We start from the raw sequence: 18881 nt of genomic DNA on the forward strand, positions 1-18881 counted from the left end.
TTTCCTTGGGCGCTCTGCGCCATCGCGGTCAACCATGGGGCGTGCTTACAGCTCGCGCCGCCAGAACAGCTCGTGTCGGCGCACGGCCTTGCGGAAGAACTCGTTCTCCCCGTAAGGCGACGGCCGCCGCCCGGCCAGCCAGCGTTGCAGCAAGCGGCGCAGGCGGCGCTTGAACGGCGCGGGCGGCTGCAGGTCGTGCATCATGCCCAGGGCCATGGCCTTGTCATGCTGGGTAGCCAGGTCCAGCACCAGGCTGCAAGGTGCCCAGGCCTGCGCAGCACTCAGCTGCGGAGGCAAGGCCACGCCATCGCCGCTGTCGCCCATGGGCCAGCGGTCGTTATCATGCAGGTGGTTGGCGTAGCACAGCAGGGTTTGTGGCTGCCAGGCCAGGCCTTGCAAGGCTTCAAGCACTGCTGCTTGTGCACAGATGTGATCAGGGTGCGGGTCGAGCTGCGGGTGCGGCATCACCAGTACTTCTGGCTTGGCCATTTCCAACAGGGCACGCAGGTCGGCCAGCAGGTTGTGCCAGGTTGGCGCGCCATCGCGATCGCCCGGCAGCGGGAACGGGTTGAACTGGCGGAACACGCGGATATCGGCGAGGTCAGCTTCACGGGAGGCTGCCGGCTGGTCGGGCGCTGCCTGCATGGCAGGCAGTTGCAGGCAGAAGTAACCCAGTTGCACGCAACGCGACTCCGGCACACCGGCCCAGCGCGGCACCGCGATGCTGTCCCAGGCGCGCAGGCGACCCTTCAGGCGCGCTGCCTCGGCCTTGGCCAAGCCCATCTGCTGGTAGTGCTCGGCCTCGATTTCACCGGCGGTCAGCGTCACTACCCAGGTCTCATCCGCCTGGCTGTAAAGGCCATAGGCAGCCAGCTCGGCGTCGTCGGCATGCGGCGCAATCACCATCACCCGGCGCCGCTGCAGTTCGACCGCCGGGGTTATCCACAGACGCGGCTCGCCCAGCAGCCGGCAATGACGACCACGCAGGCGCAACATGCCGGCTTGCAGTGGCGCAGCCAGGCCGGTCAGGTTGAGGAATCGCACGCCATCGACGCCACGCTCGAAGGTTTGCCGGTCGGCCTGCTCAGCCGCCACCAGCACAACCTGCGGGTCGAAGAACCGCCCGAGCCAGCTGCCTTTTACCCGCAGCTCCAGCACAAGGGTTTCATCGCCCTGCAATGCGCAGTCAGCCTTGAGCAGCCCATCGTGCAGGCTGGCAGGAACTTCCCGCGCCTGTTCACCGAAATCGTAGGCGTAGTCCTCGCCTGGCGCATAGAACAGGTGGTCGGCAAACCAGGCCTCGTGGGCGGCCCAGAGCAGCGGCAACAGCAACAGCGGCAGCCACCACCAGGCCAATACACCGAGGGCGATCAGCGCGACCAGGCCGGTCAGCAAGCCCAGGCGCTTGTTGCGCCGATGGCGCTTGAGCAACTGCTGCTTGCGGCTCACACCTGATACACCGGCACAGGGTTGCACCAACGGTCCTTGTATTCGCGGTCGGCACGGCCAAACGAGAAGCGCAATGGCTTGTTGCGCGCCCGGGCATCTTCCCAGGCGGCCTGGGTATTGAGGAAGCTCAATACGCTGCCGGGGCTGAAGGCCTTGGTTTCCGGGTCTACACCGCCATTGATGTACTCGACACTGACCCATCCCGGCGCTTCGACGCGGTACACCAGCTGAATGGCAATCGGCTTGCCGTCCAGCATCAGCACCGAGCCGATCAGCAGCTCGCGCAGGCGCTCCAGCACCTCGGCCATGCGCTCGGCACCGGTGGCCGGGAAGCCCCAGCGGCGCTGGAACAGGTCGCAGTACATGCTGGCGATTTCCTGCGCACTGAAGTCGCTGATCGGGCGTACCACGCCACCCGCCTCTTCCAGCAGGCGCAGTTCGCGGCGCTGGTTGTAGCGGAATTTCTTCGACAGGTCTTCGTGCGCCCGCGCCATCGCCAGCTGTTCCTTCTGCGCCTTGAGGCCGCTGAAACGGCCCTGGCACAGTTCGGACAGGTAGCGTGCGGTATGGCGCAACGGTGCAGCGGCATCGACCGCCGCTGGCAGGATGATTTCGGCATTGCCCAGGTCGAACAGGGCTTTTTTGCCGGCACGTTTGAGCACGTCCTTGGCCAGCGCCAGGTGGCGCCCCCAGGTCGGGATGGCGGCTTTCAGTTCGCCGGCCTGGTACCAGCCCAGGTAACGCACCGGGATCTGCGCCAGGTCAGCCAGTTGCTCGACCACCAGCGGATGGGTGGCAACACTGCCACCAAAACGCCCCCATGCCTCGGCATAAGCCTGGGCGTCGATGGCTTGCCAACCGCGCTCGCGGAAGGCCTGGATACGATTGAGCATCAGGCCTGCCCCACCAGCGCACGTACTTGCGGCAGCTGCCAGAAGGCCTCGCGTACAGCTTGATCGGAGAAGCGTTCATGCAGGCGCTGCAGCATGTGCCCGGCACAGGCCTGACGCTGTTCAGCGTCCAGCGTGGCCATGTGCTTCAGCCCGTGGGCCAACTGTGCGGCATCGCCTAGCGGGAACAGCACACCCACACCCTCGACCACTTCGCGGGCCCCGCCACAGGCCGTGGCCAGCACCGGCACGCCGGCAACCATGGCTTCGAGCAGGACCATGCCGAACGGCTCATGGTCGGAGCTCAGGGCGAACACGTCGAAGGCCTGGAAATAGCGGCGTGCATCCGGCACCTGGCCCAGGAAGTCCACCTCCCCGGCAATGCCCAGCTCGGCGGCCAGGGCCTTGAGTTCGGCTTCCAGCCGGCCCTTGCCAAGGATCGCCAGACGCGCACCGGCCGGCAGCGCGGGCAGGGCCTGGGCAAAACCACGCAACAGCGTGGCCTGGTCCTTGTCCGGGTGCAGGCGCCCGACGTTGCCGACGACCCACGCCTGGGCAGCCAGGCCCAGGGCCTGGCGTGCCTCGACGCGCGGCACCAGGGCTGTTTGCAGGGCGTCGATGTCGATGCGGTTGTAAAGGGTCTGGATGCGCTCGGCCGGCCACTGTGGCAGGCAGCGGCGCATGTCGTCGCGCACCGCGTCCGACACGCCCAGCAGGCTCAGGCGCTTGCTGAACAGGTTGGCGAACAGCCGACGGCCTTTGCGCTCATAGTCGCCAAAGGCATGGTGCACGCCAATGACCGGCAGGCCGGTACCCAGCAGGGCCACGTAGATGGGCTTGAAGCGGTGGGCAATGCAGAAGGCGAAGTTGCGCTCGGCCGCGATGCGCCGCAAGGCACGAATGGCACCGAGCTTCAGGCCACGCACAGCCTTGGAGCTGAACTCCAGGAAGAGGACCTCGTCCGATGCGCAGCCGGCCGCTACCAGCGGGTCGGCTGCACCGGTGAGGAACACCGTGGTGACCTGGTAGCCACGCCCCTGGAACAGGCTGGCGTACTGACGGGCGCAGTCGAGGAACGGCCCGTCATAGCCATGGCAGAACTGCAGGATGCGCGGTTCAGAGCGGCTGGTCATACGCGGCCGCGCCGTCCTTCACAACCAGGATGTCTTCCATGATCAGGTACTGCAGGTCCGAGCCGAAGAACATGTTCAGGGCGTCGGTCGGCGAGCAGATCATCGGTTCACCGCGGCGGTTCAGCGAGGTGTTCAGCGACACGCCGTTGCCGGTCAGGTCTTCCAGCGCTTTCATCATGTCGTAGTAGCGCGGGTTGTACTCGCGCTTGAGCACCTGTGCACGCGAAGTACCGTCCTCGTGCACCACTTCCGGTACGCGGGTCTTCCACTCTTCAGCCACTTCGAAGGTGAAGGTCATGAACGGCGCCGGGTGGTCGACCTTGATCATCTGCGGGGCGACGGTGTCGAGCATCGACGGGCAGAAAGGTCTCCAGCGCTCGCGGAACTTGATCTGGTGGTTGATGCGGTCAGCCACGCCTTCGACGCTTGGGCAGCCAATGATCGAACGGCCACCCAGGGCACGCGGGCCGAACTCCATGCGGCCCTGGAACCAGGCCACCGGGTTGCCATCGACCATGATCTGGGCGATCTGCTGCGGCATGTTGTCGAGCTTGCGCCACTTCGGCTGGTTCGGGTGCCGGGCGCAGGCCGCGATCACGTCTTCGTTGGAGTACGACGGGCCGAGGTAGACGTGTTCCATCTTCTCGACCGGTACGCCACGGGCGTGGGAAACATAGGCGGCCGCGCCGACAGCAGTACCGGCGTCGCCAGAGGCCGGCTGCACAAACAGTTCTTTCACGTCCGGGCGGGCAATGATCTTCTGGTTGAGCTTGACGTTCAGCGCACAGCCGCCGGCGAAGGCCAGCTTACCGGTTTCACGCAGGGTGTCGCCCAGGTAGTGGTCGATCATCTGCAGCGCCAGCTTCTCGAACAGCGCCTGCATGCTGGCCGCGTAATGAATGTAAGGCTCGTCGGCGATATCGCCTTCGCGCTTGGGGCCCAGCCATTCGATCAGCTTTGGCGAGAAGTAGAACCCCTTGCCCTTCTCTTTATAGCGACGCAAGCCGATGACGTTGGCGTACTCGGTGTTGATCACCAGCTCGCCGTTTTCGAAGCTGGCCAGGCGCGAGAAGTCGTACTTGCTGGCGTCGCCATATGGCGCCATGCCCATGACCTTGAACTCGCCGTCGAGCATCTCGAAGCCGAGGAACTCGGTGATTGCGCCATACAAGCCGCCCAGGGAGTCCGGGTCGAAGAATTCCTTGATCTTGTGGATCTTGCCGTTTTCGCCGTAGCCAAAGAAGGTGGTGGCGTATTCGCCTTTACCGTCAATGCCGAGGATCGCGGTTTTTTCCTTGAAGCCCGAGCAGTGGTAGGCACTGGAGGCGTGGGCCAAGTGGTGCTCGACTGGCTCGATCTTGACCTTTTTCGGGTCGAAGCCCAGCTGCTCCAGGCACCAGACGATCTTCTTGCGGTAGCGCTTGTAGCGACGGTTGCCCATCAGGATGGCGTCGAGGGCGCGATCCGGGGCGTACCAGTAACGCTTGGCATAGTGCCAGCGCGCCTTGCCGAACAGGCTGATCGGGGCGAACGGGATGGCTACCACGTCGACGTCGGACGGCTTGATGCCTGCCTGCTCCAGGCAGAACTTCGCCGACTCGTAGGGCATGCGGTTCTTCGCATGCTTGTCACGCACGAAGCGCTCTTCTTCGGCGGCGGCAATCAGCTTGCCGTCAATGTACAGGGCCGCGGAAGGGTCATGGCTAAGGGCGCCGGACAGGCCAAGAATCGTCAATGCCAAGGGATTAGCCTCTTCATTCGGTAAAAATGCGCCAGCGGCCTCTTGGGCGGGTGGCGGCTAAAGGGCGGGATTATAACGCAAACATGCGCGCAACGCGGCAACCTGTACTGGCCTCATCGCCGGCAAGCCAGCTCCCACAGGAACACCGCTACCTCAAGGGAGATGCGGTACTTGTGGGAGCTGGCTTGCCGGCGATGAGGCCAGTACAGGCAAGCATTATTATTCGGCGATGAGCCAGTCCATGCGATAGCTACCGTCCGTCTGGGCCAGCTCCTTGGCGAGCCACGGCAGAAGCTCCTTGAGCTCTTCCTCCAGGCCCCACGGCGGGTTGGCGATGGCCAGACCCGAACCATTGAGGCCCTGCGGGCTATCCTGGTGGTGCACATACAGCTCGACCCGCAGCAGCTTCGGCGCGCCGGTGCTGGTCAGGTCCTGGTAATAACGCGTCAGCGAGCGCTGGTCCTTGATCGGGTACCAGATGGCCGCGACGGTCTGGCGCATGCGGCTGATCGCCTCTTTCATGGAATTGGTGCAGCGTTTGAGCTCATCGGCCTGCTCGAACGGCGGGTCGATCAGCATGATCGCGCGCTTTTCCTGCACCGGCAGCAGGGCCCTGGGCACATGCCAGCCTTCGCCCAGGTGCACGACCACACGCGGGTCTTTTTTCATGTTCTCTTTGAGCAGCGGCCCGTCTTCAGGGTGCTTTTCGTTGAGCAGCGCGCGATCTTGCTGACGCATCAGGCGGCGCGCCAGTTCGGGCGAACCGGGGTAGTAACGCAGCTCACCATCGGCGTTCAGCCGCTTGATGACGCGCAGGTAATCGGCAGCCATGGCCGGCACATCATCACGACCCCACAGACGGGCGACGCCCTCCAGGTACTCGCCGGTGCGGGTTGCCTGGTCGCCTTGCAGGTCGTACAGACCGAGCCCTGCGTGGGTATCGATGTAGGCGAACGGCTGCTCCTTGCGCGACATCAAGGCGATGAGGCGGGTCAGCACGATGTGTTTGAGGACGTCGGCGTGGTTGCCGGCGTGGAAGGCGTGACGATAGTTCATGGCAACTCCTGCGAAGGCGGCAAGTTTACCTTGCCTTGCAGGCGGAGTCAGGCCTGGCTGCTGATCGGCGGCGCCTGCTTGGCGGGTAAACCCGCCCCCACAGGGCCTGCACAGTTCTCAGAACCCTGCGCAGTACCTGTGGGAGCGGGCTAGCCCGCGAAGAAGGCAACGCCGATTCAACGGGTATTACTTGTCAGCGTGATACGCCGCGTCGGCAGTCTCGAAGCGCTGCACCATCGCTTTCGACGGGCTGCCCAGCTTGCTCACCAGAACAATGGCGATGCTCGCCAGCAGGAAGCCCGGGATGATTTCGTACAGGCCCCAGGTATCGATCTGCTTCCACAGGATCACGGTCAGTGCACCAACCACGATACCGGCCAGCGCGCCGTTACGGGTCATGCCTTTCCACAGCACCGAAATCAGCACCACCGGACCGAAGGCCGCACCGAAGCCGGCCCAGGCATAAGCCACCAGGCCCAGCACGCGGTTTTCCGGGTTGGCAGCCATGGCGATGGCAATCAGTGCCACGGCCAGTACCATCAGCCGACCGACCCACACCAGCTCGACCTGCGAAGCGTTCTTGCGCAGGAAGGCCTTGTAGAAGTCTTCGGTCAGGGCGCTTGAGCACACCAGCAGCTGGCAGCTCAGGGTGCTCATCACCGCCGCCAGAATAGCCGACAGCAGCACGCCGGCGATCCATGGGTTGAACAGGATCTTGGCCAGCTCGATGAAGACACGCTCATGGTTCTCGGTGACCGGGCCTGCCAGGTCAGGGTTGGCCGAGAAGTAGGCGATGCCGAAGAAGCCCACGGCGCAGGTACCGGCCAGGCACAGGATCATCCAGGTCATGGAGATGCGGCGGGCATTGGCAATCGACTTCACCGAATCGGCGGCCATGAAGCGCGCCAGGATGTGCGGCTGGCCGAAGTAGCCCAGGCCCCAACCCATCAGCGAGATGATGCCGATGAAGGTGGCACCTTTGAACATGTCGAAGTTGGCCGGGTTCACCGCTTCGATGGCAGCAAAAGTGGTGTCGAAGCCGCCCGTGGAAATCAGCACGATCACCGGGGTCAGGATCAGCGCGAAGATCATCAGCGAAGCCTGCACCGTATCGGTCCAGCTCACCGCCAGGAAGCCACCAACGAAGGTGTAGGCGATGGTAGCTGCGGCGCCAGCCCACAGGGCAGTCTCGTACGGCATGCCAAAGGTGCTTTCGAACAGACGGGCACCGGCAACGATGCCAGAGGCGCAGTAAATGGTGAAGAACACCAGGATGACGATCGCCGAAATGATACGCAGCAAGCCGCTATTGTCTTCGAAACGGCTGGCGAAGTAGTCAGGCAGGGTCAGCGCATCACCGTTGTGCTCGGTCTGCACGCGCAGCCGGCCGGCCACGAACAGCCAGTTGAGGTAAGCACCAACGGTCAGGCCGATGGCGATCCAGGCCTCGGACAGGCCCGAGAAGTAGATGGCGCCCGGCAGGCCCATCAGCAGCCAGCCGCTCATGTCGGATGCGCCGGCGGACAGCGCGGTGACCACGCTACCCAGGCTGCGACCGCCCAGAATGTAATCGGAAAGGTTGTTGGTGGCGCGATAGGCCGCGAAGCCGATCAGCACCATTGCCGCGATGTAGACCACGAAAGTGATCGTTAGTGGATTGCCCATGCGTGTGCCCTGGCGTTTGTTTTTATCTCATGCACAACCGCAGCCATGGCGGTTGCACCCAGGCGGCGAATCCTATGCAACAACGCAAAGCAGGTGCAACCATTTTTCTTTTACAAGTTGCACCCGCTTGAGCATTTTTTGTAAAAGCCACTTTTTTGCTCCTTTTTGGCGCATCAAGCCGGTTTTTCAGATCAAAACGAACCGGAAACGCCCCTTTTCAGGGTGTGGAAATGTCTGTCAGACGAGTTGCACCTTTTACACAAAAAATTCGGGTTGCACCTGGTTGCACCCGAATTGTCCTACAGCTACTCTTGGCGCCAGCTTAGGCCACAGCCGTGGCAATAACGAGGATAAGAAATGGCGACGACCACCCTTGGGGTCAAACTCGATGACCCGACCCGTGAGCGACTCAAGGCAGCTGCGCAGTCGATTGACCGCACGCCGCACTGGTTGATCAAGCAAGCGATCTTCAATTACCTGGAGAAGCTCGAGGGTGGTGCCACCCTGACCGAACTCAACGGCCACGCCACCAGCCTGGCTGAAGATGCCGGTGATGTTCAGGCCGACCACAGCCACCAGTGCTTCCTTGAATTTGCCGAAAGCATCCTGCCACAGTCGGTACTACGTTCGGCGATCACCGCCGCCTACCGCCGTCCCGAGCAGGAAGTGGTACCAATGCTGCTGGAGCAGGCGCGCCTGAGCGCACCGCTGGCCGAGGCCACCAACAAGCTGGCCGCTGGCATCGCCGAAAAACTGCGCAACCAGAAGAGCGCTGGCGGCCGTGCCGGCATCGTCCAGGGCCTGCTGCAGGAGTTCTCGCTGTCGTCCCAGGAAGGCGTGGCGCTGATGTGCCTGGCCGAAGCCCTGCTGCGTATCCCCGACAAGGGCACCCGTGACGCGCTGATCCGCGACAAGATCAGCACCGGCAACTGGCAGCCGCACCTGGGCAACAGCCCGTCGCTGTTCGTCAACGCCGCCACCTGGGGCCTGCTGCTGACCGGCAAGCTGGTCAGCACCCACAACGAATCCGGCCTTACCTCCTCGCTCACGCGCATCATCGGCAAGAGCGGCGAGCCGATGATCCGCAAGGGCGTCGACATGGCCATGCGCCTGATGGGCGAGCAGTTCGTCACTGGCGAGACCATCGCCGAAGCACTGGCCAATGCCAGCCGCTTTGAGGCCAAGGGTTTCCGCTATTCCTACGACATGCTCGGCGAAGCCGCGCTTACCGAGCACGATGCGCAGAAGTACCTGGCGTCCTACGAGCAGGCCATCCACTCGATTGGCAAGGCCTCCCATGGCCGCGGCATCTATGAAGGCCCGGGCATCTCGATCAAGCTGTCGGCACTGCACCCGCGCTACAGCCGCGCCCAGTACGAGCGCGTGATGGAAGAGCTGTACCCGCGCCTGCTGTCGCTGACCCTGCTGGCCAAGCAGTACGACATCGGCCTGAACATCGACGCCGAAGAAGCCGACCGCCTGGAGCTGTCGCTCGACCTGCTGGAGCGCCTGTGCTTCGAGCCGTCGCTGGCGGGCTGGAACGGGATCGGCTTTGTCATCCAGGCCTACCAGAAGCGCTGCCCGTACGTGATCGACTACGTCATCGACCTGGCCAAGCGCAGCCGCCACCGCCTGATGATCCGCCTGGTGAAAGGCGCCTACTGGGACAGCGAGATCAAGCGCGCCCAGGTCGAGGGCCTGGAAGGCTACCCGGTCTACACCCGCAAGGTGTACACCGACGTGTCCTACGTCGCCTGCGCCCGCAAGCTGCTGGCCGTGCCAGAAGCCATCTACCCGCAGTTCGCCACCCACAACGCCCACACTCTCTCGGCCATCTACCACATTGCCGGGCAGAACTACTACCCGGGCCAGTACGAGTTCCAGTGCCTGCACGGCATGGGCGAGCCGCTGTACGAGCAAGTGGTCGGCAAGATTGCCGATGGCAAGCTGAACCGTCCGTGCCGCGTCTATGCACCGGTCGGCACCCACGAAACGCTGCTGGCCTACCTGGTGCGTCGCCTGCTGGAAAACGGCGCCAACACCTCGTTCGTCAACCGCATCGCCGACCACTCGATTTCCATCCAGGAACTGGTCGCCGACCCGGTCGCCAGTATCGAGCGCATGGGCACCCAGGAAGGCAACATCGGCCTGCCACACCCGCGTATCCCGCTACCGCGCGACCTGTATGGCACCGAGCGGGCCAACTCGGCCGGCATCGACATGGCCAACGAACACCGCCTGGCGTCGCTGTCCTGCGCCATGCTGGCCACCGCTCACAACGACTGGAAGGCCGCCCCGCTGCTGGCCTGCGCCGCCAGTGAAAGCGCTGCCGCGCCGGTACTGAACCCGGCGGATCATCGCGACGTGGTCGGCCATGTGCAGGAAGCCACCGTTGCCGACGTCGACAACGCCATCCAGTGCGCACTGAACGCCGCGCCGATCTGGCAGGCCACCCCGCCCGCCGAGCGTGCTGCCATTCTGGAACGCACCGCCGACCTGATGGAGGCCGAAATCCAGCCGTTGATGGGCCTGCTCATCCGCGAGGCCGGCAAGACCTTCGCCAACGCCATCGCCGAAGTGCGTGAAGCCGTTGACTTCCTGCGCTACTACGCCGTGCAGGCACGCAACGACTTCAGCAACGACGCCCACCGCCCGTTGGGCCCGGTGGTGTGCATCAGCCCGTGGAACTTCCCGCTGGCGATCTTCACCGGCCAGGTAGCTGCGGCCCTGGCTGCCGGCAACCCGGTGCTGGCCAAGCCAGCCGAACAAACCCCGCTGATTGCCGCCCAGGCCGTGCGCCTGCTGCTGGAAGCCGGCATCCCCGAGGGCGTGCTGCAACTGCTGCCGGGCCGTGGCGAAACCGTCGGTGCCGGCCTGGTTGGTGACGAACGCGTCAAAGGCGTGATGTTCACCGGTTCCACCGAGGTTGCCCGCCTGCTGCAGCGCAACGTCGCCGGCCGCCTGGACAACCAGGGCCGTCCGATCCCGCTGATCGCCGAAACCGGTGGCCAGAACGCGATGATCGTCGACTCCTCGGCACTGACCGAGCAGGTGGTGATCGACGTGGTGTCCTCGGCCTTCGACAGTGCCGGCCAGCGTTGCTCGGCCCTGCGCGTGCTGTGCCTGCAGGAAGACTCCGCCGACCGCGTGATCGAAATGCTCAAGGGCGCCATGGCCGAAAGCCGCCTGGGCTGCCCGGACCGCCTGGCCGTGGACATTGGCCCGGTGATCGATGCCGAAGCCAAGGCCGGCATCGAGAAGCACATCCAGGGCATGCGTGAGAAAGGCCGCGCGGTGTATCAAGTGGCCATTGCCGATGCTGCCGAGGTCAAACGTGGCACCTTCGTGATGCCGACCCTGATCGAGCTGGAAAGCTTCGACGAGCTGAAGCGTGAAATTTTCGGCCCGGTGCTGCACGTGGTGCGTTACAACCGCCGCAACCTGGACCAACTGATCGAGCAGATCAACGCCTCCGGCTACGGCCTGACCCTCGGCGTGCACACCCGCATCGACGAGACCATCGCCAAGGTGGTGGAAAACGCCAATGCCGGCAACATGTACGTCAACCGCAACATCGTCGGTGCAGTGGTGGGCGTGCAGCCATTCGGTGGTGAAGGCCTGTCTGGCACCGGCCCTAAAGCCGGCGGCCCGCTGTACCTGTACCGCCTGCTGTCGACCCGCCCGGCCGACGCGATTGGCCGCCACTTCCAGCAGCAGGATGGCGAAGGCAAGCCAGACCGCACCCTGCACGAACAGCTGGTCAAGCCACTGCACGGCCTGAAGGCCTGGGCCCAGAGCAACCAGCTGGCCGACCTGGCTGCGCTGTGCGACCAGTTCGCCAGCCAGTCGCAGAGCGGCATCGCCCGCCTGCTGCCAGGCCCGACCGGCGAGCGCAACAGCTACACCATCCTGCCGCGTGAGCACGTTCTGTGCCTGGCCGACAACGACGCTGACCTGCTGGCGCAACTGGCTGCCGTACTGGCCGTTGGTAGCTCGGCGGTGTGGGCTGACAGCGAACCGGGCAAGGCCCTGCGTGCCCGTCTGCCGCGTGAGCTGCAGGCCAAGGTCAAGCTGGTGGCGGACTGGAACAAGGATGACGTGGCGTTCGACGCCGTGATTCACCATGGCGACTCGGACCAGCTGCGCAGCGTGTGCCAGCAGGTGGCCAAGCGTGCTGGTGCGATCGTCGGTGTGCACGGGCTGTCCAGCGGGGATCACCAGATTGCGCTCGAGCGGTTGGTGATTGAGCGGGCGGTGAGTGTGAACACTGCGGCGGCGGGGGGTAATGCCAGCTTGATGACCATTGGCTGATTGCTGTTGATAAAAAAGGGGAGCTTCGGCTCTCCTTTTTTATGGGCGCATATCTTGAGATGTTTGGCGCCTGTGAGATCGAGCGCCGCCCGCGCGGCGCTTCGCAGCACAAGGCTGCTCCTACATCTGTTTCGGGCCAATTATTCCTGGGGAATTGCGCGCGACCCCCTTGGTGCATGGCGCGAAATCGCGTCGTACAAACAAAGCGGTCGCGCGCGCCTGCCACAGGCTTAACTGGCCCGAAACAGATGTAGGAGCAGCCTTGTGCTGCGAAGCGCCGCGCGGGCGGCGCTCGGTCTCACAGGCGCAGAAAACATCAAGGCAAGCACCTGTATGCCCCACCCGTTCTAAACCCATATCACCCAAACCTATTAACCTCCCCCCACCCCACCCGATTCCCTACACTCGCAGCATCCCGCCTCAGGACCGCCACCATGCCCGAGACCCTGCTCAGCCCCCGCAACCTGGCCTTCGAGCTCTACGAAGTGCTCGACGCCCAAGCCCTCACCCAGCGCCCGCGCTTCGCCGAGCACAGCCGCGAAACCTTCGACGCGGCACTGACCACCGCCCGCACCATCGCCGAAAAGTACTTCGCCCCGCACAACCGCAAGGCCGACGAAAACGAGCCGCGCTACGTGGACGGCCGCGCTGAACTGATCCCTGAGGTCAAGCCTGCCGTCGATGCCTTCCTCAAGGCCGGCTTCCTCAACGCCAATCGCGACTTCGAGGTCGGCGGCATGCAGCTGCCCAGCCTGGTCTCGCAGGCGTGCTTCGCACACTTCCAGGCCGCCAACGCCGGCACCACGGCCTACCCGTTCCTGACCATGGGCGCGGCCAACCTGATCGAGAGCTTCGGCACAGACGAACAGAAACGCCTGTTCCTCCAGCCGATGATCGAGGGCCGCTTCTTTGGCACCATGGCCCTGACCGAACCCCACGCAGGCTCGTCTCTGGCCGACATCCGCACCCGTGCCGAACCTGCGGGCGACGGCAGCTACCGGCTCAAGGGCAACAAGATCTTCATCTCCGGTGGCGACCACGAACTGTCGGAAAACATCGTGCACATGGTGCTGGCCAAGCTGCCGGACGCACCCCCCGGGGTGAAAGGCATCTCGCTGTTCATCGTGCCCAAGTACCACGTAAACCCCGACGGCAGCCCTGGCCCGCGCAACGATGTACTGCTGGCCGGGCTGTTCCACAAGATGGGCTGGCGCGGCACTACCTCCACTGCGCTGAACTTCGGCGACAACGGCCAGTGCGTCGGGTACCTGGTCGGCCAGCCGCATCAGGGCCTGGCCTGCATGTTCCAGATGATGAACGAGGCGCGCATCGGCGTTGGCATGGGCGCGGTGATGCTCGGATACGCCGGCTACCTGTACTCGCTGGAATATGCCCGCCAACGGCCGCAAGGCCGGCTGCCGGACAGCAAGGACCCGCTCAGCCCGGCGGTGCCGATCATCGCGCACACCGATGTGAAACGTATGCTGCTGGCACAGAAGGCGTACGTGGAAGGCGCCTTCGACCTGGGCCTTTACGCCGCGCGCCTGTTCGACGATACCCACACCGCCGATGACGAAACGTCCCGCACACAAGCGCAGGCGCTGCTCGACCTGCTGACCCCGATCGTCAAGTCGTGGCCCTCGACGTTCTGCCTCAAGGCCAACGAACTGGCAATCCAGATCCTCGGTGGCCACGGCTATACCCGCGAATACCCGGTGGAACAGTACTACCGCGACAATCGCCTGAACCCGATACACGAGGGCACCGAAGGCATCCAGTCGCTCGACTTGCTCGGCCGCAAGCTGGCACAGAACCAAGGTGCCGGGCTCAAGCAACTGATCCGCCTGATCGCCACCACAGGCGAACGTGCAAGCCACCACCCCAAACTCGACCCACTGCGCCAGCCACTGGAGCATCTGGTCAACCGCCTACAGGGCGTGACACTGGCCCTGCTCGGCGACATGGCCCAAGGCGAAGTCGCGGGTGCCCTGGCAAACTCGGCCTTGTACCTCAAGGCCTTCGGCCATTGCGTGATCGGCTGGCGCTGGCTGGAACAGGCCATTCACGCCGAGCTTGGCCTGCAGAAAGGTCACCCTGCCGATCGCGACTTCTATCAGGGCAAGCTGCAGGCCGCGCGTTATTTCCTGACCTGGGAAGTACCGGGCTGCCATAATGAGCTGGCATTGCTAGAGGCGCGCGACAACACTTGCCTCACCATGCAGGACGAGTGGTTCTAAGGGGGAGCCACCGTGTACACGGAGGCTTTTGCATGTTCGATTCCAGCGCCCTGCTGCGCCAGCGCTTTGCCGCGCTGCGCAGTACGGCCGAGTTGTTTTCCCTGCGCCATGTGAAACAGTCGCACCAGGCGCTGTCGGTTCGCCGCAACGTTGCCGAACCGCCGTTCTTCAGCCAGGACGAAGGCGCCATGCTCACCGTGCGGGTCAATGGCGTGGAGGCCTACGCGGCCACCGCCGACCTCTCCCAGGCTGGCCTGCAACGCGCATTGGAACAAGCCGAGGCGCTGGCCCGGCAGATTGCACGACACAGCCTGCTGGACCTGCGCAACCAGCCGGTGACCAGCGCACGCCACGACCATATCTCGCCCAACTTCGACCAGCCCGTCCCCTCCCTCGCCGACTGCCTTGGCCTGCTCGCTGCCGAATCGGCCAGCGTGCCCAAGGACAGCCGCCTGGTGGACTGGCAGGCCAGTCTGGGCCTGAGCCTGGTCGAGCAAACCTACCTGAACTCCGCGGGCGCCGAACTGCGCCACGCACAGCGTTTCCTGTTCCCGGGGCTGGGCGTAACCGCCAGCGATGGCCAGGACAGCCAGAGCCGCAGCCTGGGCCGCGACAACTTCGGCCAGCAGGGCGGTTTCGAGATCATCGAGCGCTGCGGGCTGGTCGGCGCCGCCCGGCAGGTGGCCGACGAGGCACTGCAACTGCTGCTGGCCCCCAACACCCCCAGCGGCCCGCGCGACCTGCTGCTGATGCCCGACCAGATGATGCTGCAGATCCACGAGTCCATCGGCCACCCGCTGGAGATGGACCGCATCCTCGGCGACGAGCGCAACTACGCGGGCACCAGCTTCGTCAAAGCCAGCGACTTCGGCCACCTGCAGTACGGTTCCAGCCTGTTGAACGTGACCTTTGACCCGACCATCGGCGAAGAACTGGCCAGCTACAGCTTTGATGATGACGGCACCCCGGCCAGCAAGCAGTTCCTGATCCGCGACGGCCTGCTGCTGCGCCCACTGGGCGGCGCGCTGTCGCAGTTCCGTTCTGGCCTGGACGGCGTGGCCAACAGCCGCGCCTGTGGCTGGAACCGTGCACCGATCGACCGCATGGCCAACCTCAACATCGAACCGGGTGATCAGAGCCTGGAGCAACTGGTGCAAGGCATCGAGCACGGCATCCTGATGCGTACCAACCGCTCGTGGTCCATCGATGATGCGCGCAACAAGTTCCAGTTCGGCTGTGAACATGGCCAGTTGATTGAAAACGGCGAGCTCAAGGGCATCGTCAAGAACCCCAACTACCGTGGGATCTCCGCGCAGTTCTGGCGCAACCTGTCGGCCGTCGGCGACCGCAGCACCTTCCAGGTACTGGGCACGCCCAACTGTGGCAAAGGCGAACCTAACCAGGTGGTGCGGGTCGGCCATGCCTCGCCGGCCTGCGTATTCAGCCAGATCGATGTATTCGGAGGAGACGCCTGATGAAGCACGCTTTCGAAACGCTTGTCGGGGATGTACGCGCTGCCCTGCAAGCAGGCGAGCAGTTCACCCTCGGCTACAGCGCAGAACAGTCGCAGTTCGTGCGGTTCAACCACGCCAAGGTGCGCCAGGCCGGTGAAGTGAGCCAGGCAAGCGCGCAACTGCGGCTGGTGCGCGATGGCCGCCAGGCGGAACAGCAGGTGACCTTGAGTGGCGACGTGCAACTAGACCGCCAGCGCCTGAGCGATGCCCTTCAGCAACTGCGCCAGACCTTGCCGTTGCTGGCCCTCGACCCGTACCTGCGCCTGGACGAATGCGCCTGGCACAGCCACAGCCTGCTGGACCATCCCCTGCCCGCACTGGACGAAGTACTGGCCCTGCTCGACCGTGAAGCTGGCAACCTGGACCTGGTCGGCATCTACGCCGCCGGCCCGATCTGCCGGGGCTTTGCCAGTTCGTTCGGGGCCTTTGGCTGGCACCAGGCCAACAGCTTCAACTTTGACTGGAGCCTGTTCCACGAAAACGGCCAGGCGGTGAAGGCCAACTACGCCGGCCAGCGGTGGAGCGCCGACGACTTCACCGAGCGCCTGCGCCAGGCACGTGAACAACTGGGCTTCCTTGGCCGCCCGGCAGTTACCCTCAAGCCTGGCAGCTACCGAGCCTACCTGGCGCCTGCGGCCATGGACGAAATCGCCGGCATGCTGTGCTGGGGCGGTTTTTCCGCACAGGCCCTCGCCACCGGCAACAGCGCCTTGCAGCGCCTGTACAACGGCGATGCACGGTTAAGCCCGCTAGTGAGCTTCACCGAGCAGGTCAGCGGCTCGCTGAGCCCGGCGTTTTCCGATGAAGGGGCGCCACGCCTGGATGTGCCGTTGATCCAGCAAGGCGCCGCGCAGCAACGCTTGATCTGCGCACGCAGCGCGGTCGAGTTCGAGCTACTGGCCAATGGCGCCGACAGCTACGAGTCGCCCTGCGCGCTCAGCCTGGCGCCGGGCAACCTGGCCAATGAGCAGGTCCTTGAGCGGCTTGGCACCGGGCTGTACATCAGCAACCTGTGGTACCTGAACTACTCTGACCTGCCGGCAGCACGCATGACCGGGCTGACCCGCTTCGCCACCTTCTGGGTGGAAAACGGGCAGATCCAGGGGCCGGTGAGCACCATGCGCTTCGATGACAGCCTGTACAGTTTGCTGGGCAACCAGCTGGAGGACCTGACCCAGGAGCGCGAGATGATCTTGTCGACCAGTACCTATGGCCAGCGCAGTACCGGGTCGAGCCATTTGCCCGGGGCACTGGTCAAAGGCCTGACCCTGACATTGTGACTGGACTTGCCGCCCCTTTCGCGGCTTTAGCCGCGAAAGGGGCGGCACTGACAAACGAGGAAGTCATGCCTGAGCGCACCCCGCTGGACCCCGTCACCGCCCGCTGGATCCCCTGGGTGGTGGCCATCGCTTTCTTCATGCAATCCCTGGACGGCACCATCCTCAACACCGCGCTGCCGGCCATGGCCCGCTCGCTGGCCGAAGACCCGCTGCGCATGCAGGGTGTGATCATCGCCTACATGCTCACGGTGGCCCTGCTGATCCCCGCCTCGGGCTGGATTGCAGACCGTTTTGGCACCAAGCGCATCTTCTTCAGCGCCATCCTGCTGTTCAGCTTCGGCTCGCTGCTGTGCGCCGCAGCCAACAGCCTCGGCTTCCTGATCTTCGCCCGCGTCGTCCAGGGCCTGGGCGGTGCACTGATGCTGCCGGTCGGGCGGCTGGTGGTGCTGCGCGCCTACCCGCGCAGCGAGCTGGTGCGGATCATGAGTTTCATCACCATCCCTGGCCTGCTCGGCCCACTGCTGGGCCCGACCGTCGGCGGCTGGCTGGTGGAAATCCTCAGCTGGCACTGGATCTTCCTGCTCAACCTTCCAGTCGGCCTGATCGGCTGCATTGCCGTCTGGAAATTCATCCCGGACCTGCGCGGTGCCGAGCGAACCTCGTTCGACGGCCCGGGGTTCCTGTTGTTTGGCGCAGCGATGGTATTGATCACCATCGCCATGGAAGGCCTGGGCGAGTTGCACCTGCCGCACCTGCGGGTGATGTTGCTGCTGTTCGCCGGCATGGCCTGCCTGGCCGCCTACTGGCTGCGCGCCGGGCGCGACCCGGAGCCGCTGTTCTCGCCCAGCCTGTTCCGCGTGCGGACCTTCGCCATCGGCATCCTCGGCAACCTGTTCGCCCGCCTGGGCAGCGGCGCACTGCCGTTCCTGGTGCCGTTGCTGCTGCAGGTGGCACTGGGCTACTCACCCGCCCAGGCCGGTATGAGCATGATCCCGCTGGCGGCAGCGGCCATGCTGGCCAAGTCTGTCGCAAGGCCGCTGATCGAGCGCTTCGGCTACCGCATCATCCTCACCGGCAACACCTTGTTGCTGGGCCTGCTGCTGGCCAGCCTCGGCCTGGTCGATGAGCAGACACCCTACGCAGTGCTGCTGATCCAGCTGGGCCTGCTGGGCGCGGTCAACTCCATGCAGTTCACGGCCATGAACACGGTAACCCTGATCGACCTCGATGACGCCAGCGCCAGCAGCGGCAACAGCCTGCTGTCGGTGGTCGCACAATTGGCGCTGAGCCTGGGCGTGGCCTGTGCCGGCGCCTTGCTTGGAGGCTTTACCGCCGCCGGTAGCGCCGAGGGTGTGGAAAGCACCCTCGGCGCCTTCCAGTTGACGTTTGTCACCATCGGCGTGATGGCCATGCTGGCGGCAGCGATCTTCCTGCAACTGGCGCCGACGGACGGAAGGCGTGCCCGTCGTCCGGAACAACACATGGAACCGTAGGGCGAATGGCCACGAGGCTGGTAGACTGTGCGGCATTTTTTCGCTTCGCAACGCAGGCCCGCCTCGTGACCACCGAATCCACCGCCTTTGCAACTTTGCCGTTGTCCGCCGC

Annotated in this window: 11 protein-coding genes; 5 read left to right on the top strand and 6 right to left on the bottom strand. The window is 64.5% G+C overall.

Annotated elements, in window-relative coordinates; all coding sequences use genetic code 11:
* Nucleotides 1–45 precede the first annotated feature (45 nt).
* From MRBLPB4O_RS25350 to putP, 6 genes are all read right to left on the bottom strand, one after another.
* Entirely contained in the window at nt 46–1449 is a 1404-nt protein-coding gene (locus MRBLPB4O_RS25350) for a PIG-L family deacetylase (protein WP_341796932.1), read from the bottom strand.
* Nucleotides 1446–2342: an antimicrobial resistance protein Mig-14 gene (locus MRBLPB4O_RS25355; RefSeq protein WP_341796933.1), complete on the bottom strand. Its 897-nt coding sequence runs from the start codon at nt 2340–2342 to the stop codon at nt 1446–1448. The genes MRBLPB4O_RS25350 and MRBLPB4O_RS25355 overlap by 4 nt, the downstream gene beginning before the upstream one ends.
* Complete coding sequence (locus MRBLPB4O_RS25360; protein ID WP_341796934.1) at nt 2342–3472, bottom strand: glycosyltransferase; 1131 nt, start codon at nt 3470–3472, stop codon at nt 2342–2344. Before MRBLPB4O_RS25360 ends, MRBLPB4O_RS25355 begins: the two co-directional genes overlap by 1 nt.
* The gene (locus MRBLPB4O_RS25365; protein WP_264360982.1) at nt 3456–5213 is read right to left on the bottom strand and encodes a carbamoyltransferase; all 1758 of its coding nucleotides are present in this window, start codon (nt 5211–5213) and stop codon (nt 3456–3458) included. Before MRBLPB4O_RS25365 ends, MRBLPB4O_RS25360 begins: the two co-directional genes overlap by 17 nt.
* Before the next feature lie 219 nt (nt 5214–5432).
* Nucleotides 5433–6269 carry a 23S rRNA (adenine(2030)-N(6))-methyltransferase RlmJ gene (gene rlmJ / locus MRBLPB4O_RS25370; RefSeq protein WP_016501929.1) on the bottom strand — a complete coding sequence of 279 codons (837 nt, stop codon included), beginning with the start codon at nt 6267–6269 and terminating at the stop codon, nt 5433–5435.
* A 186-nt stretch (nt 6270–6455) separates the two neighbouring features.
* Nucleotides 6456–7934 carry a sodium/proline symporter PutP gene (gene putP, locus MRBLPB4O_RS25375; RefSeq protein ID WP_341796935.1) on the bottom strand — a complete coding sequence of 493 codons (1479 nt, stop codon included), beginning with the start codon at nt 7932–7934 and terminating at the stop codon, nt 6456–6458.
* A 357-nt stretch (nt 7935–8291) separates the two neighbouring features.
* Between putP and putA the strand changes: the two genes are divergently transcribed.
* The 5 genes from putA to mdtD all read left to right on the top strand — a co-directional run bounded on the left by putA (nt 8292) and on the right by mdtD (nt 18769).
* Nucleotides 8292–12245 carry a trifunctional transcriptional regulator/proline dehydrogenase/L-glutamate gamma-semialdehyde dehydrogenase gene (gene putA, locus MRBLPB4O_RS25380; protein ID WP_341796936.1) on the top strand — a complete coding sequence of 1318 codons (3954 nt, stop codon included), beginning with the start codon at nt 8292–8294 and terminating at the stop codon, nt 12243–12245.
* Between the two features lie 434 nt (nt 12246–12679).
* Nucleotides 12680–14482 (top strand): acyl-CoA dehydrogenase, encoded by a 1803-nt coding sequence (locus MRBLPB4O_RS25385; protein WP_341796937.1) that lies wholly within the window; start codon nt 12680–12682, stop codon nt 14480–14482.
* 32 nt (nt 14483–14514) lie between these two features.
* On the top strand, nt 14515–15957 hold the full coding sequence (locus MRBLPB4O_RS25390) for a TldD/PmbA family protein (RefSeq protein WP_341796938.1): 1443 nt from the start codon (nt 14515–14517) through the stop codon (nt 15955–15957).
* Entirely contained in the window at nt 15957–17276 is a 1320-nt protein-coding gene (locus tag MRBLPB4O_RS25395; protein WP_341796939.1) for a TldD/PmbA family protein, read from the top strand. The genes MRBLPB4O_RS25390 and MRBLPB4O_RS25395 overlap by 1 nt, the downstream gene beginning before the upstream one ends.
* 65 nt (nt 17277–17341) lie before the next feature.
* Nucleotides 17342–18769, top strand: coding sequence for a multidrug transporter subunit MdtD (gene mdtD / locus MRBLPB4O_RS25400; protein WP_061202575.1), 1428 nt, complete (start codon nt 17342–17344; stop codon nt 18767–18769).
* Nucleotides 18770–18881 lie beyond the last annotated feature (112 nt).

This window comes from Pseudomonas sp. LPB4.O, assembly GCF_038383825.1.
Classification (GTDB): Bacteria; Pseudomonadota; Gammaproteobacteria; order Pseudomonadales; family Pseudomonadaceae; genus Aquipseudomonas; species Aquipseudomonas putida.

Coding starts and splice junctions, on each gene's coding strand:
- MRBLPB4O_RS25355 (WP_341796933.1), bottom strand. CDS start 2,342: ATGCTCAATCGTATCCAGGCCTTCCGCGAGCGCGGTTGGCAAGCCATC.
- MRBLPB4O_RS25360 (WP_341796934.1), bottom strand. CDS start 3,472: ATGACCAGCCGCTCTGAACCGCGCATCCTGCAGTTCTGCCATGGCTAT.
- rlmJ (WP_016501929.1), bottom strand. CDS start 6,269: ATGAACTATCGTCACGCCTTCCACGCCGGCAACCACGCCGACGTCCTC.
- putP (WP_341796935.1), bottom strand. CDS start 7,934: ATGGGCAATCCACTAACGATCACTTTCGTGGTCTACATCGCGGCAATG.
- putA (WP_341796936.1), top strand. CDS start 8,292: ATGGCGACGACCACCCTTGGGGTCAAACTCGATGACCCGACCCGTGAG.
- MRBLPB4O_RS25385 (WP_341796937.1), top strand. CDS start 12,680: ATGCCCGAGACCCTGCTCAGCCCCCGCAACCTGGCCTTCGAGCTCTAC.
- MRBLPB4O_RS25390 (WP_341796938.1), top strand. CDS start 14,515: ATGTTCGATTCCAGCGCCCTGCTGCGCCAGCGCTTTGCCGCGCTGCGC.
- MRBLPB4O_RS25395 (WP_341796939.1), top strand. CDS start 15,957: ATGAAGCACGCTTTCGAAACGCTTGTCGGGGATGTACGCGCTGCCCTG.
- mdtD (WP_061202575.1), top strand. CDS start 17,342: ATGCCTGAGCGCACCCCGCTGGACCCCGTCACCGCCCGCTGGATCCCC.